The sequence below is a fragment of the Mailhella sp. genome (assembly GCF_057866825.1).
Genome location: NZ_DBMAHT010000043.1, coordinates 1 through 17,012 on the forward strand (window position 1 = coordinate 1; position 17,012 = coordinate 17,012).

Below are 17,012 nucleotides of genomic sequence, written 5' to 3' on the forward strand. Positions count from 1 at the left end.
ATCCATTCGTCATCGTCGGCGGGCGTGCAGGCGGCCTGCGCCACGGCCAGCAGGAATTTAAAAATGGTTATTTTGATGAGCGGCGAGCCGCCCGGCGACGGGGGCAGAGGTTCCGAGAACGCCTGACGCAGGGAGACGTTTCCCCGGTCGGCTATGGGAATCCACGGCTCGTCAATGAGATTGAATCGGTTTGTTGTCACGCTTCCTCCTTGTCGATGGATGTGACGGACGAGCGGGAACCCGGACTTCCGCCGTTGTCAAGGAGGCCGGAAGGGGCGGAAGTCCGGGCGGGATCCGCAGAAGGCGGGCGCTTTCCGCGGATCCGGGGGCAGAATCGCGATGCAAAGACATCGAACGGCGATCCTGCTCTCCATGTATATTGGTTGTTAAGAAAATATATAACCTAACTCCTGTTGTTAATCAATAGGGCAGGGAAGAAAAAGTTTCTTCCCTGCATCCCCCGAAGGGGGGAAAGTCATTCTCCTGACCTAACTCCTGGAAACACCTTCACGAGCGGTGAAGAAAGAACTGTTTCGGCGCAGAGCGTAAAACAGGCAGGCCAGGGAATGTATCTGTTTATTTTTTATACGAATATTTTCAGCTTGGCAAGACGGGTTCCCAGCCTGCGCGCGACGTGTAGCGGCCGCAGACCTTCCCGGAGGCAACTTCTTCCACGGAATCGTCGGGGCGGATCTTGCCCAGATACAGGGGTTCGTAGTTCTCCTTCACCGGCAGATGCCAGGAAAAGAGGCGGCGAAGCCGCTTGTCGGTGTTGACGGGCTGCGTGAACGGATTGTTTTTCCGCCGGATGCGCACGATGTTGGCGAAAAGCGCGGCGGAAACCTCCCGGCGATGTTCCGGAAGGCGGTCGAGGCACAGTCGCTGTTCGTCCGCCGTCAGGCATTCCTTGTCGTTCAGCGCGCGCACGAGAAGCACAGGGCAGGTTTCCTCTTCCGACGCGCGGGTGCCCGCTGCTTCTTCCGGGCGCTGCTGTCCGCGGCTCTGACTGGAGAGCGCCAGCATGCGCAGACTTTCCTTTTTGCGCAGCAGGTCTTTTTTGACGCCGCTCATGCCGGGCGAGGGCTCTTCATTTCTGTCCGCGTAGGTGGCTTCCAGCATGGGACGGATGTCGGCAGGGAGCAGAACGCTTGTTCTGCCGCTCCACACTTCCAGCGTGCGGGCAAGCACGTAGGGCGCGTAAATCACGCCGGACACCCCGAACGCCGAGGCGGGAGAGGAGAGTGCCTCGCGCAGCGACGGCGCAAGCGCCCAGGCCTCGCGTTTTGCGCCGCCGGGGCGCAGAACCTGCTCGTGCCGCCAAAGACGCCCCATGCGCTGAAAGAGCATGTCCGAAGGGCAAATCCGCGTTACAAGAAAATCCGCGTCGATGTCGAGCGACTGTTCCAGTACCTGCGTGCCCACAAGAATGCGTCCGCACAGGGAGCGCTCGTCCGAACGCTTGCCGTAGAGCTCCGTCCAGCGCCGTTCGTTCCGTTCCCTGTCCGAGGGCGTGAAGCGCGAGTGCAGCAGCCCCGTTTCCACGCCCATGCCCGCGGCGCGCGCGGCAAAAAGCCGGAACGCGTTCTGCGCTTCGGCCACGCTGTTTTCTATCCACAGAACCTGCTGCCCCTGTTCCGCGCGAAGAAGCGCTTCGTTCACGGCTTCTTCGTCGGAGGCGTCGAGACGGATATGGACTGCGTGATTTTTCGGAGCGTCTTCTTCGGGCACGGTCAGCTCGCGAACACGGCCGGAAGCGTCGTCGGCGCACCTGGCCGTGATGAGCGGATAGGCGTCGCTGCCGTCTCTGGCGTAGCCCATCATGTCGGCCAGACGCGAGCGCGTGAGCGTGGCGCTGAGCAGAATGACCGTGCAGCCGATATGTTCGAGGTGCCTGATCAGCGCGTCGAGCAGCGTGCCGGTGTAGGCGTCGTAGGAGTGAACCTCGTCGAGAATGACCACCTTGCCCGCCAGCCCGAAACTGCGGACGGCGGAGTGACGCACGTTGATGACGGACATGAGCGCCTGATCCAGCGTACCGGCCCCGAACGGCGCAAGAAGCCCGCGCTTGCTCTGCTCAAACCACGACGAGGCAAGCTTGCCCGTGTCGTTGTGGGTGGCGTAGAGCCAGGATGCGCCGTGCAGGAGCATGGTTGCGGCGTGCTGACTTTCCGGGGCGAGAGTGGCGCGAAGAAAGGGGAGAAGGCGCTCGAAAATCCGGTTGGACGTGAGGCGCGTGGGCAGCGCAAAGTACAGGCCGCCCGCCTTGCCTTCGGACAGCAGGCGATAGGCCGCAAAGAGCGCGGCTTCGGTTTTTCCCATGCCCATGGGCGCTTCCAGCGCGTACACGCCCGGGCCGGAGACGATCTGCATCATGGCCTTCTGCACGGCGTTGGGCGCAAAGCCGAAAATGTTTTCAAAGCTCAGGTCCGGCACAAAGGACACGGGGCGAAACCCCGCCTCGTCCACGGCTTGTGCGACGAACGGACGCCAGTCTTCGCCGGGATCGTCGAAAATTGAGCCGGAACTTATCCAGTCGGCAACGGCGGTGAAGCCCTTGAGCAGGGTTTTCTGCTCTTTGGAGAGTCTCGCGGGCAGCGTGCGGCCTTCGCACAGGCGGGAGAGAAGCGCCAGGCGCGCGGCCTGCCACGGTTCGCCGCCGCAGATTTCGTCGTCGGCCGCGCAGGCTTCCGGCGGCGCGCCGTGATGCCATCCGGCAATTTCCGCAACGGCGCGCGACGTTTCCATGAGCGCCGCCTGACTCACGGACGCGTGCCCGAGCGGATTGAGCGCCCCGGCAAAGGGCAGAAGCTGCGGATAGCGCGGCAGATCGTGCGTGGCCTCGTGGATCATGGCCTGAAAGTAGGGCGAGATTTTTCCGATGTCGTGCACTGCTGCCGTCAAATCGCTGTGCTCGGGGAAAAGACGGAGCGCGCAGGGCGAAAGCGCGGAGAAAAGACGCGCCGCCACGGCTCCCGTGATGCGGCAGTGCTCCTCCACCGTGCGGCCCGGAAGGCAGACGCCGTCCTTTATGCGGCTTTTGGCCAGACAGTCGCTCGGAGACAACGCGGCCGCGGCGTGATGGTCATTCTCGCAGTGTTGCTCCATAGCGCACCTTCCTTGTTTCGGGTCATGTCTTCTTTTACTTCCAGAAGGCGTTTCCGGCAACGTGAGACCGGGAGTCTTCGTTTTTTTTGTTGGAGAAGGGGGAGAGAATCTTTTGACGTCGGAGGGAACGACAACGCCCGGGCGGACGCGTCGTCTGCGCGAGGCGGGGGAAAGCGCGTTGTCGGCAGCGTGGATCGCGTTTGCGCGTGAAAGTCGAGGGGCACGTTGAGGGACGCCGAAGATTCCGGCGGGCGTCGGTCGGCGCAGGCGCTTTTCCGTCGGCGGCAGGCACGAAAAAATAACGGACGGAAGCGGTCGTGCGCCTGTCGCACTGCGTGACTCCGTCCGCGGCAGGAGACGGTGAACATTCGCACAACACGTTGAAACAGCATGAAAAATAATGATCCGTGCGTCGCATGAGCGCCGCGGAAAAGGGGCGAGTTCCGGCGAAGTGCGGTCGCCTTGACAGGAAAGAGGAGCCCCTCTATATTCGTAACACGATTTTTCAAAAAATAACACTTTGGAATCATGAGCCGGTTTTTATGACCGGCGTTGTTGTGTATGGCCGGATGCGTTGTCCGATCACCGCGTTTTGTCCCGTCGGGAGGGGAATGTTCATGAATGCGAGCGCCGTGGCCCGCGTGCTGGGCAAGCACGTCGTCATGACTGTTCTGATGATGCTCTGTCTTTCCGTGCTGGTGTTCTGCCTGTCTCGCATGGCTCCGGGAGATCCGCTGCAGTCCTTTTACGGGGACTCGGTGCAGTCCATGAGCACCGGGGAGCTTGAGGCCGCAAGGCACAGGCTGGGGCTCGACGCACCCCTCTGGGTGCAGTACGAAAAGTGGCTTTCCGGCGTGGCGCAGGGCGATTTCGGCATGTCGCTCAAGTACAAGCGTCCGGCGCTGGAAGTGGCCGGGCCGCTCATCGGCAACACGCTGATTCTCGGAGGCGCGGCCTACGCGCTCGTGTTTGCGCTGGCCATAGGCATGGCGCTCATCTGCGTGCGCTATGAGGATTCCTGGATAGACCGCACGCTGTGCGCGGCGGGAACCGTGGCCTTCTACACGCCCGCGTTCTGGCTCGGCACCATGCTGGTGCTGGTGTTCAGCGTGAATCTGCACTGGCTGCCCGGCAGCGGCGCGTACCGCCCCGGCATGGCCGGAGACGTGGCCGACAGAATGCGGCATCTCGTGCTGCCGCTCGTGGTCATGGTGGCCAGTCACGTGTGGTACTACGCCTGCATGATACGCAACCGTCTGCTCGACGAGGTGCGGCGCGACTATGTTCTGCTCGCACGCTCCAAGGGCCTCGGCAGACGGCGCGTGCTCATGCGTCACTGCCTGCGCAACGTGCTGCCCGGCATTGTGAGCCTCATGGCCATTTCCGTTCCCCACGTACTGAGCGGAACCTATGTGGCCGAAACCGTGTTCAACTATCCCGGCATCGGCCTGCTTTCCGTGTCGAGCGCCAAGTATCACGACTACAACATGCTCATGCTCATGGTCATGCTTGCCGGATTTCTGGTCATTGTGAGCAGCATTCTGGCGCAGGCCGTCAACGAAATCATCGACTCCCGCATGAAGGGCGCGGAACGCGGAGGCGTATGAAAGCGTCGTCCTTTCAGCTCGTCGGAGCGCATCATGCCGAAAGCGCGGACGTTGTTTTCCCCCGCCGGAGGCGTCGTATCCGCGCGTCCACGGCGCTGGCCGGTCTGCTTTTTGCGCTGATCGTGACGGCCTGCCTGTTTTCCGACGAGCTTACGAGGCATGATCCCGATATTTTTCATCTCGGCTTTGTCGATCATGCGCCGGACGCCGAGTTCTGGTTCGGCACGGATTCGCTCGGGCGGGACATCTATTCCATCATCTGGAGAGGGTGCCGCGCCTCGCTGACCGTGGGACTTCTGAGCACGGCGGTCATTGCCGTGCTCGGCCTCGGGTACGGATGCGCGTCCGGCATGGCTTCCGACGTGGCGGACGCCGCCATGATGCGCGTGGTCGAGCTGTGTCAGAGCGTGCCCCGTCTGCTTTCGCAGATACTTCTGCTTTCGCTCATGGGCACGCCGGACATTCTTGAACTTTCTCTCGTCATCGGCGTCACCGGCTGGTTCGCCCTGGCCCGCATGGTGCGGGGCGAAGTGCGGCAGATACGGGGCAGCGACTATCTTCTTGCCGCGCGCTGCATGGGCGCGTCGTTTTTCCGGATTCTGCGCAGGCATCTCATTCCCAACGTGATGTCCGCCGTGCTGTTCATGATTGTGTCGAGCGTCAGCACGGGCATGATCATGGAAGCCACCCTCAGCTTCATCGGTCTGGGGCTTCCGGTGGACGTGGTGTCGCTCGGCAGCATGCTGGCTCTCGCGGACAAAGCGCTGCTTCTGAACACCTGGTGGGTCATTGTTTTCCCCGGAATTTTTCTCATGGTCATACTGCTGTGCTTGACAGTGCTGGGTCAGGCCTTCCGCCGGATCCGCGAGCGCGGCCCCAGCAACCTTTGATCTGCCCCACGGAGGCAACATGAACCTGAAATGGCTTGCCGCATGCTTTCTTGCGTGCCTGATGGTCGTTCCCGCAGGCGCGGCCGAACTCGACAACGACACGCTCATGTATGCGGGCGAAAACGAGAGCACCATCAATCCGCTGCTGAACAATCATCAGGAGCTGCCCACCATCATTTTTTCCGGGCTCATGAAGTACGACGCCCACGGGCGTCCCGTGCCGGATCTGGCCGAGAGCATGTCCGTGGAGGGAACGACGTACACGTTCAGGCTTCGCTCGGGCGTGCGCTGGCACGACGGCAGGCCGTTCACCGCTGAGGACGTGCTCTACACCTACGAGGCGCTTACCAAAGACAAGACGCTGACTTCCTCCGTCACCAGCAACTACGAGGACATCGCTTCCGTCACGGCTCCCGACGAGCATACCGTGGTGTTCACGCTCTCCCGCCCCAACGCGGCCATGCCGGACAACTTCACCATCGGCATACTTCCGAAGCATCTGTTTGCCGGGAGGGACATCAACACGGCTCCGGCCAACTATGCGCCCGTGGGCACGGGGCGCTACCGCTTCGTGAGCTGGGATGCCGCAGGCGGCTACATCGTGCTGGAGCGCAACGAGAACTATTACGGCAAGGTGCCGAACATTCGGCGCGTCATTTACAAGACCGTGGCCGTGGAGAGCACCAAGGCGCTCATGCTGCAGTCCGGCGAGGCGGATGTGGCGTGGCTGAACGCCCGCTATGCCGACCGTTTCCGCGGCAGGGAAGGCTTCCGCAACGTGGACTTCCAGACGGCGGATTATCGTTCCTGCTCCATGGACTTTCGTTCCAAGTTCTGGCAGCGCAACGCCGATTCCATCGCCGTGCTGAACTACGCGCTCGACAAGCCCGCCATTGTGAAGAGCGTGCTTGCCGGTCATGGTTCGCCCGCGTTCAGCCCCATTCAGAAGAACCGCTTCGGCTGCAATCCTGCGGCCGACATGTATCCTCATGACATGAAAAAGTTTGCGGCCGAAATGGAGAAGCTCGGATGGAAGAAGGGCGACGACGGCATATACGAGCGCAACGGCGAGAAGTTTTCCTTCACCATTCAGGTTCGGGACTACGAAGAGGAACGCGTGGACATCGCCAACGTGGTGTCGCATCAGCTCAGGCAGGCCGGCGTGGACATGAAGATTGCGCTGGTCACGCGCTTTGACTGGACTGCCGGATATGACGGCTTTCTTGCCGGTTTTGCCGCCGAATTCGATCCCGACGCCGTGTTCAAGGATTTCGTGACCGGCGCGAGCGACAACACCATGCACTATTCCAACGCCGAAGTGGACCGTCTGCTGCGCGAGGGCCGCGGAACGCTGGACCAGGACAAGCGCAGGAGCATTTACGGCGCGTTTGAAGTGGAGTACGCGAAGCACCCGGGGCATCTGTTCATCGCCTATCTAGACGGCAACTACGTGACGGTGGAAGGTCTGCGCGGACTGGACGTTTCGCGGGTGCTCGGGCATCATGCCGCGGGCGTCATGTGGAACATTGAGGACTGGACGCTGGAGCGCCAGCCCGGCGTTTGATTTGGCAGAAAAACGGCGACATCCCGAGTCGGTGCGGAGGGTCATCCTTTTGCGCCGACTCGGGGAACGTCTGAGCGGGAAGCCTCCGGGCGTGGAGAGAGGCTCTTTGCGGCGGAACCGTCTGCGTTCAGAGAATTTTGGGGCGGAATGGTCGATCATGACAGGGGCGGGTCAGGGGATGAACAGCGGAACAGCAAAGGAACCGGTTCTTCAGATAGAGAATCTGGAAGTGGATTTCGACACGCCGTCGGGCACGCTGCATGCGGTGCGGGGCGTTTCTCTCGCGCTGCATCCGGGCGAGATTCTGGCCGTGGTGGGGGAATCGGGCTGCGGCAAGTCCGTGCTCTGCCGGGCGGTCATGAAGTTGCTGCCGGAGAGGGCGCGCCTTCGCGGACGCATTCTTGCGGCGGGTGAAGACATTTCTGCGTATTCCGAACGGCAGATGCAGCGACTGCGGGGCGAATTCTTTTCCATGATGTTTCAGGATCCCATGACGTCGCTGAATCCCGCCATGCCGGTGGGGCGTCAGATTACGGAGGCGCTGCGCCGCCGCGGGGTGTCCGGGAGCGAGGCCGATTGCAGAGCCGTGGAACTTTTGCGTCTTGTGGGCATAGATCGCCCGGAACAGCGCATGAAGCTGCAGCCACACTGCTTTTCCGGCGGCATGCGTCAGCGCTGCGTGCTGGCCGTGGCGCTGGCTCTGGATCCGCTCGTGCTGTTTGCCGACGAGCCGACCACGGCGCTCGACGTCACCGTGCAGGCGCACATTCTTGATCTGCTCCGTGAGGTCAGCGCGAGCAGGGGCACGGCCATCGTGCTCATCACGCACGATTTGAGCGTGGTGGCGCGCGTGGCCGACAGGGTGGCCATCATGTACGCGGGGAAAATTGTGGAAACGGGGAGCGCGGAGGACATTTTTTATGATCCCCGGCATCCCTACACCTGGGGACTTTTGCAGGCGCTGCCATCCCGGGCGCGGCGGGGCGAGCGCCTTCGCGGCATTCCCGGCATGCCGCCGGACATGACGCATCTCCCCCGCGGCGACGCCTTTGCCGAGCGCAACGAATACGCCCTCGACATCGACTACGAAGAAATGCCGCCGTTTTTCCCCGTGTCTGCGGGGCACAGCGCCGCCACCTGGCTTCTTGATCCGCGGGCGCCGCGCGTGGCGTGCCCCGTGCGCGGAAAGGAGCTCTGAGCATGTCTGCCCCTCTTCTGGAGATTCGCGACTGCTGCCGGAATTTCGTTGTGGATCGCACTCTCACCGTGGAAGCGGTGCGTCATTTTTCGCTGACGCTGCGTCCGGGAGAGATCTACGGCCTTGTGGGAGAATCGGGCTGCGGCAAGTCCACGCTGGCGCGCACCATCATGGGAGTCTATCCGGTCAGTTCGGGAGAAATATGGTTCCGGGGCCTGAAAATTTCGGATAGCCGCGTGCTGCGTCGGCATCGGCGCGAGGTGCGACGGGGCATGCAGATGATTTTTCAGGATTCCTCGGCGGCGCTGAATCCGGTGATGAGCGTGGAGGAAATTCTTGCGGAGCCTCTGGAAATCTGGGGACTTCTGCCGCGCGGCAAAGAACGCCGGGAGGTGCTGGAACGTCTTTTGCACCGCGTGGGAATGGACGCCTCGGCGCTGTGCCGTCAGCCTGCCGAGCTTTCCGGCGGTCAGCGTCAGCGCGTGGCCATAGCCCGGGCCGTGGCCGTGCATCCGGAACTTGTGATTGCCGATGAGCCCGTGGCCTCGCTGGACGTGTCCATGCAGGCGCAGATAGTGACGCTTTTTCAGCAGCTTCAGCAGGAGCAGGGCTTTTCCTTCCTGTACATTTCGCACGATCTGGCCATGGTGCGGTATTTGTGCGACCGCGTGGGCGTCATGCGCGCAGGCCGTCTTGTGGAAGAGGCGGAGGCCGACGAGCTGTTTGCGCATCCCTGCCATGCCTACACCCGCGTGCTGCTTTCCGCCATGCCGAAGCCTGATCCCCGCTATGAGCGAGCGCGGACCATTCTTTCCTATCATGAGGAAGAGCTCGGAACGACGTTTGAAGAAGTGTCGCCCGGGCACAGGGTGCTGCGCTGAGAAAAAAACGGACGCCTGCCCCGGCGGCCGTTTTGAAGAAGCGCGGGAGAGCGGCGCGGCGTTGCGAGCAACGTCGGGAGCAGCTCGTTTTCGTTCTGATGCCGGACGCAGGTGAAACGCCGGACGTTGCCGAAACGCCGGGCGCAGGCAAACGCCGCAGGCGCAGGTCAGCTCCAGCGGCTGGAGCGCTGCACCTTGCCTGCCGGCAGGGTTATCAGGCAGGAAGCCTGAGGCACGCCTTCCATGAATGCCACCGGGCGGGACATGACGCACAGCGCCGTGGCGAGGGCGTCCGCTTCCATGGCCGAGGCGGCCACCACGGAGGCTCCGGGAATCGTGGCGCAGAGCCCGTTTGCGGGATTCAGAATGTGATTGAGCGAGCCTTTCCCGTCGAGCCTGTTCTCATAGGTGCCGGACGTGGCCATGGCCTGATTCGTCAGATTGCGGACGGCCGGATAGGCGGTGTTGCCGCGATACTTTTCCGGGTTTTCCACGGCCACGCGCCAGGGAGCGCCGTTTTTGCCGCCCTGAGCCACGATGTCTCCCCCGGCGTTGACAAGGAAGTTCCTCACGCCCGCTTCACGAAGCAGGCGCGCGCCTTCGTCGGCGATGTAGCCCTTGGCGATGCCGTCGAGGCTCATTTTCATGCCGCTGCGGTCGAAGCGGAGGCCGCTGCCCGACGCCTCAACGTGCGTCATGCCGATGAGTTCCGAAGCCTCGGCCGCTTCTTTGGCGTCGATGCCCGCGGCTGAGCTCTCCAGCACTTCCAGAAGCGAAAGCACGGTGGGGTCGAAGGCTCCGCCCGTGAGAGCGTGCATGCGCGAGGCCGCCTGCACCACCGTGCACAGCGGCGCGGGAGCGTCCTTGAGGCGTCCGGCAGCGTTGAGCTGACCGAGGGCGGAGGCGCTGTCGAAGCGGGTGAGCAGCGCTTCGAGCTCCGACATGCGTTCAAAAGCTCTGCCCACGGCGTCGGCCGCCTGCATTTCGGAAACGCCGCTGGTCTTGATGGTGACGAACGTGCCCATCATGACGCGGGTTTCGGTGAAGGGAGCAGGGGCCGCGGCTCGGGCGAGCGCGGAAACGGGCAGAGCGGCTGCGGCGGCAGCGGTGAGACAGCGGAGAAAGAAGCGTCGGGTGAGCATGAAAACCTCGCAGAGGCGACGGAAGGAAGGGAAGACTATTCGGCTTTTTCCTGAGCTCTGGCCTTTTCACAGGCTTCGGCCTGAGCGGCGAGCGCGGCTGCGCCGTGCAGACGCAGAATGCCGCGGGGGCAGGCTTTGGCGCAGGCCTGACCGCAGGAGTCGCCGTATTCCAGACAGAGCTTCTGATCGATCTGAATGCGGTCGTTCACCATGGCGATGGCCTTGGCCGGGCAGGTCTTGACGCATTTCGAGCAGTGAATGCAGCCCACCTTGCACACGTCCATGACGGCCTTGAGTTTGTCCTGCGTGGAGCAGGTGATGGCCACGCGGGCGCGCTTGGGAATGAGCTGAAGCACGTTTCTGGGGCAGATCTTGGTGCATTTGCCGCAGCCTATGCACATGGACTCGTTGACTTCCACGATGAAGTTTTCCACATGCAGGGCGCTCGTGAGGCATTCCTTGACGCAGTCGCCGAAGCCGAGGCAGGAAAAGCCGCACTGATCCGAGCCGTGATGCAGGGCGGCGGCTGCGGCGCAGGAGGGGATGCCCTTGTAGTCGAAGCGGCGGGCCACATGACCGGCGTTCTTGTCGCAGCGGCGGTAGGCGACGAGCGGCTCCATTTCGGTGGTCAGCTTGCCGGTGAGCTCGCCGATGGCGGAAGCCACCTTGGCGCCGCCGACCACGCACAGGTTCGGCGGAATGGAAGGATCATGCACCACGGCGTTGGCATAGCCTTCGCAGCCGGCGTAGCCGCAGCCGCCGCAGTTGGCGCCGGGCAGACTGTCGGTAACTTTTCCCACCATGGGATCCTCATGGACGGCGAAGACGCGGGAGGCGACGGAAAGCAGGACGGCGGCCACAAAGCCGAGTCCGGTAAGAGCAAGTATGGAGTAGAGAACCATGAGCGACGTCCTTATGCTGACGATGGAAAGCTGTCGAAGCGGGAGCGGCCCCGCCTACACCATGCCCTTGAAGGCCATGAAGGACAGAGACATGATGCCTGCCATGATGAGCGCGATGGGCGTGCCCGCCAGAGCGCTGGGAACGCGGCAGGTTTCCAGACGTTCGCGCACGCCGGCCATGAGCAGCAGGGCCAGCAGAAAGCCTGCGCCCGTGGCAAAGGCGTAGAACAGGGAATCGACGAGGTTGTACTGTTCTCTCTGCACGAGCAGCGTCACGCCGAGCACGCAGCAGTTCGTGGTGATGAGCGGAAGAAAGATGCCGAGCGAAGCGTACAGCGGCGGAACGGCCTTTTTGAGGAACATTTCCACAAACTGCACGAGCGAGGCGATGATGAGAATGAACACCAGCGTCTGCAGATATTCCAGATGGGTGGGAACCAGCAGATATTTCTGCACGAGCCACGTGCACAGCGTGGCCATGACGGTGACGAAAATGACGGAGGTGCCCATGCCGAGGGCCACGCCTTTTTCTTTGGAGCATCCCAGATAGGGGCAGTTGCCCAGGTTCTGGGAGAGCACGATGTTGTTGACGAATATGGCGGAAATGAAAACTTCAAAAACGCTCATGGGCGTTCTCCTTGTCGTCTGCCGGTCGCTCTGCCTCAGCGGGGGCGGTGGCGGCCGTGGCTGGTTCAGTCTTTATTGCTGCGTCCCAGGGCGCAGGCGCGGCAGCCGCCGCAGGGCGAAGGCAGTTCTTCGGAATTTTCGCGGCTCTTCTTCATGAGCTGACGGTGCGTGCCGTAGTTCATGGCGGCGAGGGTGAGCCCCAGGCAGAGGAAGGCGCCGGGCGCTTCCACCATGATGGTGAAAGGCTGGAAGCCGTCCCACATGACGGGGTGACCGAACCAGGTTCCCGCGCCGAGAATTTCCCGGATGGAGCCGAGGAAGGTGAGCGACATGGTGAAGCCGAGTCCCATGCCGATGCCGTCGGCGATGGCGAGATGCACGGGGTTCTTGGCGGCAAAGGCTTCGGCGCGGCCGAGAATGATGCAGTTCACCACGATGAGCGGCACGAAGATGCCGAGCTGCAGATACAGGGGGTAGGCGTAGGCCTGCATGAGCAGTTCCACGGCCACCACGAGCGTGGCGGAAATGGTGATGAAGCAGGCGATGCGCACCTTGGAGGGAATGATGTTGCGCACCATGGAGATGAGCATGTTGGAGAGGGTGAGCACGAAGAGCACGGCCATGCCCATGCCCACGCCGCTGGAAGCGCTCTTGGTTACGGCGAGCACGGGGCACAGGCCCAGAAGCAGCCGGAACGGAGGAAGTTCCTTCCACAGACCCTTGGTCAGTTCCTGCATGAAGCGATTCATGGTTCCTCCGTTATTTCCACGTCTCCAGAAGGAGGGGCTTGAGTTCCTGATAGACGGCCACGGCGCTGTCCACCGCGCCCATGACGCCGTTGGACGAAACCGTGGCGCCGGAAACGGCGTCGATGTCGCCGCCCTGGCTTCTCAGCTTGACGGGCAGGCTCTTGCCGGGAAACTGCTTCAGAAAGGCATGTTCCTTGACTCTGGTGCCCACGCCTGCGGTTTCCTTCATGGTGGTGATGCCTATGCCGGCAAGGGTGTCGTTCTGCATGTTGAATCCGACCACCACGCCGAGATCGCCGCCGTAGCCGCTGCCGAACTGTTCCACGGCCACGCCGACGAGCTTTCCTTTCTTCATGCTGGGAAAGACGTTGACGGTGCGGCCGTCCTTCAGGGTGAAGGCGCGGCGGTCGTTGATGGGAGAATTGTCGGCGTCCTTGAACACGTCCAGAATGGCGGGGCCCTGAACAAAGGTGAGCGCCTGGCTTTCGATGCGGGAAGCCGTGGTCATTTTAAGGTAGGAGAGGCAGAATCCGGCCGTGCCGCACAGAATGGACAGCACGAGTATCATTTGAACAATGCTTTTCATGCGTTGGTCCCCCCTTTGCGGCTGAACGCGCGTGCGGCCTTTCCGGGCTTCGTGCCGAAGGGGTGCGAGCGGATAAGGGCAAACATGGGCGCAAGCAGGTTGATGAGCATGACGGCAAAGGGCGCGCCGTCGGTATAGATGCCGAAGGTTCTGATGAGCAGCACGAGAATGCCGCCGGTGAGGCCGTAGAGCAGCATGGGCAGGCGGCGATGCGGCGAGCAGGAGTCTTCCGTGGCGAGGAAGAAGGCGGCGAGCACGGTCGAGCCGCTGAAGATGTGGAAGAGAGGCCCGGCGCTCAGGGCCGGATCGGCCAGATGCAGCGCGGATGCGGAAAGAAACACGCCGACGAGGAAGGAGAACGGCACTTCCCAGCGGATGACGCCGCGCAGGGCAAGATACATGCCGCCGATGAAGAGCGCGCCGGACTGCGCGGCTCCGAGACCGCCGAGCTGACGGCCGAGCAGCAGGTCGGTGAGCGGGAAGTCCGCCACGGCCGCGCCGCCGAAGTACTTGGCCTTGAGCAGGGGATCGATGAGCGAGGTGTGCAGCACCGAGGCCGTGGGATCCATGTAGAGCGGGAAGGAAACGAACACCAGGGCCCAGCCCACGAGGGTGGCGTTGACCTGGTTGGCGCCGTAGCCGCCGAAGGCCATGCGGCCTATGCCCATGGCGCACACCGCGGCAATGACCACGAGCCACCACGGGGCGGAAACGGGCAGCAGAAAGGCGAGCAGCAGGCCGGTAATGGCGGCGGTGCCGTTGTCCTGGCTGAGCTTCTGCTTCATGAGCGTCTGGCAGACGGCTTCGGTGACGAGTGAGACCACCACGGCGAGCGCCATGACGCGGGCCGCCGGCATGCCCCATTGAATCAGACTCAGCACCACGGCCGGGGCGAGCGCGATGAGCGTGTGGATGCTGTTTTTACGTATGGTGCGCCCGCAGTGCCAGAAGGGGGGCGTGCTGATGGCAAGGAGAATATCGTTGTTGGAATTGCTCATGTCTGTTCTCTCTGATGTGCTCGCGGCGTGCGCGGATATAGGCTAGCCCTTGCTGACCGGCTCAATGGGCGTGAGGTTGGCAAGGCGTTCCTCTTCCGCGAGCCTTTTGACGGCAAGGCGTATGTACTGAAGCACGGGCCGACGCGCGATGCACACGTAGCCGCAGAGCCCGCAGTCGACGCAGAGCCGGAAGTTTTCCTTCCGGGACATGTTGTATTTGCCGAACTCAGCGTAGCGGCTGAGCATGCGCGGATCGATGCGGGTGGGGCATATCTGAATGCACGCGCCGCAGTTGATGCAGGCGCTGTCGCCCTCGATGGGCGGCACTTCCCCGGCGTTCACCACGAAGAATCCGTACGCACCCTTGGTGATGCTTCGATCCAGTCTGTCCAGACTTTCGCCGCGAAGCGGACCGCCGCGGAGAATGGTGTCGCCGCTTTTCAGGACGATGTGCGAAAATTCCAGAAGCTCGCCCACCAGACTGCCGTTCTTCACGATGTAGTTGGCCCATTCCGTGGCCGTGCCGATGGTGATGACGGTTTCCATGAGCGGCAGACCGGTGGTACCCACGCGGCCGAGGCTCCACACGTTGTGCAGGCCCACGGCAGCCACGTCCGGCGGGGCTTCCTCGCCGGTGACTTCCTTGATGAGCAGCTCGTTCACGCTGTTGGGATAGGTGGGATCCACCTCCACGGTTTTCACGCCGGAAATGGGCGAGGAGCATCCCGTGGGAACGGCCATGATGATTTCATCGGCGCGGCGCAGGCGGCGCTGCAGTTCAAGGCCGGTGCGGATTTCGTCGGCATGCTGGGCGAGCATGGGTTCCGCCCAGCAGACGCCCGGCTCGGGATTGAGCGCGTTCACGATGAGGGTTTTGGTCCGGCAGCCCAGAGAACGCGTGTTGACGCCCATCTTTTTGATGGTCAGCACCAGTTCCTCGCCTTCCTTGCCCTCGCGGAGAAGATCGACGGGGGCCGGCGGCTCGGGAAACGTGCCGGGTTCCATGTCTGCGGGGTTCACGGCGTCCACAAAGACGCTTCGGGCGTTGACTTCCGTGATCACGCCGTAGATGGGAGCGTGCAGATCGCCTTTTTCCAGCGAAGGATGTTCGGCCAGCAGCATGCCGGGATACACGAGCGTCTTTTTCTTGACGCCCGGAACCATGGTGAAGCCTTCGCGGTTGAGGCGAATCCTCTTGGGGGCGGGGCCTTCGCCGAACGGTCTCTGTTCGTTGTAGACAAGGCGGAATCGAGGATCCCTTATCATCCTAAAAAACTGTTTCATGGCTATTCCCCGTCTCTATTTCGTATGGCATTGCGCACAGTTGTCCACGGGGCCTCCCTGCTTTTCGTGGCAGGAGATGCACAGGCCGTGGTAGGCCGACATGACCCCGGGAACCAGTCGGGAAGGTTCGGTCTCGTGGCAGGTGGAGCAGGGAACAAGCGCGCTCTTGGGGAGTCTGCCCTGCATCTGCAGGTCGCGTGACGCCGTGGCGGTGTGGCAGGTCGCGCACGAGGACATGTCGTCCTTCTTGAAGGCGTCCTCATGGCAGCTTGCGCAGCGCGTATGCACGGCGTTCTTCAGGGAGAGAATCGGCCCCATGTCGGTCTTGCGGTCATGGCAGTTCGCGCAGTTCTGAGGCCGGGCCTCTATCTGCGGGCCGTGATGGCACGACGTGCATTCGAGCTTGAATTCCTTCGTATGCCTGGAGTGTCCCCACTTCTTGTGCGAGAGCGTCATGTGATGACAGGTCGCGCAGGTGGAAGGATCCATGGTGTAGGAGTGTCCTTTAAAGGATGCGTCGAATTCCAGGCCGTGGCAGCTCTTGCAGCTCACTCCGGCCTGTTCCGGCGTCGGCGCGTCGTGATGGCAGGTCAGACAGTCGATGCCGAGTTTTTCGGCGTGGGCGCCGTGGTTGAAGACCACGCGGCCGGCCGAGTTGTCCATGAGGATTCTGTTGGGAAGAGGGTCGGATTTTTCCGGCATAAGATATCCTCCCACAGCCAGAATCAGCAGCGCGCCAGTCAGGATATATGTTACGTTACGCAATGTCTTCTCCCCCTGATTTAGCTTTTTTCATATAACATGTTTCATTGGTTGAGAAGGGGTAAAAACATAATTTTCACATGCTATTGCTTACTTATCAGCTGATTTTTTTGTAGTTTTTCCTTTTGTCGTTCAAAACGGAACTTGGTGGAAAAAGGAAGCTGCGTTGACGTATCATCCTTTTTTTCTGGATGAAATGGACATGCGCCGTCGGATCGCCTGAAAAGGGGAGACGCTGCTTTTTCGTGAAAGAAGGTCGCCTTACGGAGAGTTCCGCCCCGATATTGCAGAAACGGCATGCTTCTTGAGGGGCGACGAAAACATGCAGATACGGATATTTTATATAATATGCTTATATTATTATGAAAAATAAATAAATTGACATCATTTTCATTTTGCGTATATGTGAAAAATTTTTTTTGTTGTCGTGTGAGAAACTTATCAGCTTTGTGACAAATCCGCGCCATGAAGAGCGTCTTCTCGAAGGAGCGGAAAAGGCGTTTTTCGCTCCTTCGAGAAGACGCGAACATGTTGCCGGACAAGGGGCGGGACGTGTGCCGTCCTCTGGCCGCCGGAAATCGGCGCTGTGTTGCAGGGGGGGGAGCGCAGGCCGCAGGAGACTGCCGGGAACATGGCGGCGCGGCAGGGCGTCTTCCGGCGGCCCGGCGTCCTGTTCATCGGAAAAGGGGAGTTTGGAAGCGGCGTTTCTTCCCGGCC

The 17,012-nt window shown here is 61.8% G+C and carries 16 protein-coding genes; 5 read left to right on the plus strand and 11 right to left on the minus strand.

Annotated features, from left to right (window positions below):
• Positions 1-200: type I-E CRISPR-associated protein Cse1/CasA (locus ACZM96_RS05830; RefSeq protein ID WP_489487891.1), on the minus strand; the 200-nt coding region annotated here is incomplete at its 3' end.
• Between the two features lie 397 nt (positions 201-597).
• Positions 598-3,105 (minus strand): CRISPR-associated helicase Cas3', encoded by a 2,508-nt coding sequence (cas3, locus tag ACZM96_RS05835; protein WP_489487892.1) that lies wholly within the window; start codon positions 3,103-3,105, stop codon positions 598-600.
• 617 nt (positions 3,106-3,722) lie between these two features.
• On the opposite strand from cas3, the gene ACZM96_RS05840 reads away from it, so the two are divergent.
• From ACZM96_RS05840 to ACZM96_RS05860, 5 genes are all read left to right on the plus strand, one after another.
• Entirely contained in the window at positions 3,723-4,712 is a 990-nt protein-coding gene (locus ACZM96_RS05840) for an ABC transporter permease (RefSeq protein ID WP_489487893.1), read from the plus strand.
• Entirely contained in the window at positions 4,709-5,602 is an 894-nt protein-coding gene (locus ACZM96_RS05845) for an ABC transporter permease (RefSeq protein WP_489487894.1), read from the plus strand. Before ACZM96_RS05840 ends, ACZM96_RS05845 begins: the two co-directional genes overlap by 4 nt.
• 19 nt (positions 5,603-5,621) lie before the next feature.
• Positions 5,622-7,166 carry an ABC transporter substrate-binding protein gene (locus ACZM96_RS05850; protein WP_489487895.1) on the plus strand — a complete coding sequence of 515 codons (1,545 nt, stop codon included), beginning with the start codon at positions 5,622-5,624 and terminating at the stop codon, positions 7,164-7,166.
• A gap of 178 nt (positions 7,167-7,344) precedes the next feature.
• Positions 7,345-8,364, plus strand: a complete 1,020-nt coding sequence (locus ACZM96_RS05855) for an ABC transporter ATP-binding protein (protein ID WP_489487896.1) — start codon at positions 7,345-7,347, stop codon at positions 8,362-8,364.
• A gap of 2 nt (positions 8,365-8,366) precedes the next feature.
• Positions 8,367-9,245, plus strand: a complete 879-nt coding sequence (locus ACZM96_RS05860; RefSeq protein WP_489487897.1) for an ATP-binding cassette domain-containing protein — start codon at positions 8,367-8,369, stop codon at positions 9,243-9,245.
• Between the two features lie 167 nt (positions 9,246-9,412).
• Here ACZM96_RS05860 and ACZM96_RS05865 read toward each other — a convergent pair whose 3' ends face one another.
• The 9 genes from ACZM96_RS05865 to ACZM96_RS05905 all read right to left on the minus strand — a co-directional run.
• Positions 9,413-10,387, minus strand: a complete 975-nt coding sequence (locus ACZM96_RS05865) for an FAD:protein FMN transferase (protein WP_489487898.1) — start codon at positions 10,385-10,387, stop codon at positions 9,413-9,415.
• Between the two features lie 35 nt (positions 10,388-10,422).
• Positions 10,423-11,289 (minus strand): RnfABCDGE type electron transport complex subunit B, encoded by an 867-nt coding sequence (gene rnfB, locus ACZM96_RS05870; protein ID WP_489487899.1) that lies wholly within the window; start codon positions 11,287-11,289, stop codon positions 10,423-10,425.
• 54 nt (positions 11,290-11,343) lie between these two features.
• Entirely contained in the window at positions 11,344-11,916 is a 573-nt protein-coding gene (locus ACZM96_RS05875) for an electron transport complex protein RnfA (protein WP_346666285.1), read from the minus strand.
• 65 nt (positions 11,917-11,981) lie between these two features.
• Positions 11,982-12,665, minus strand: coding sequence for an electron transport complex subunit RsxE (gene rsxE / locus ACZM96_RS05880; RefSeq protein ID WP_489487900.1), 684 nt, complete (start codon positions 12,663-12,665; stop codon positions 11,982-11,984).
• Between the two features lie 10 nt (positions 12,666-12,675).
• Complete coding sequence (gene rnfG / locus ACZM96_RS05885; protein WP_489487901.1) at positions 12,676-13,251, minus strand: RnfABCDGE type electron transport complex subunit G; 576 nt, start codon at positions 13,249-13,251, stop codon at positions 12,676-12,678.
• Positions 13,248-14,249: an RnfABCDGE type electron transport complex subunit D gene (locus tag ACZM96_RS05890; RefSeq protein ID WP_489487902.1), complete on the minus strand. Its 1,002-nt coding sequence runs from the start codon at positions 14,247-14,249 to the stop codon at positions 13,248-13,250. Before ACZM96_RS05890 ends, rnfG begins: the two co-directional genes overlap by 4 nt.
• Before the next feature lie 42 nt (positions 14,250-14,291).
• Positions 14,292-15,533, minus strand: coding sequence for a 4Fe-4S dicluster domain-containing protein (locus tag ACZM96_RS05895; RefSeq protein WP_489487903.1), 1,242 nt, complete (start codon positions 15,531-15,533; stop codon positions 14,292-14,294).
• A gap of 15 nt (positions 15,534-15,548) precedes the next feature.
• The gene (locus ACZM96_RS05900) at positions 15,549-16,235 is read right to left on the minus strand and encodes a cytochrome c3 family protein (protein ID WP_489487904.1); all 687 of its coding nucleotides are present in this window, start codon (positions 16,233-16,235) and stop codon (positions 15,549-15,551) included.
• A 412-nt stretch (positions 16,236-16,647) separates the two neighbouring features.
• Positions 16,648-17,012, minus strand: a 365-nt coding sequence (locus ACZM96_RS05905; RefSeq protein ID WP_489487905.1) for a hypothetical protein, incomplete at its 5' end; no start/stop codon positions are given.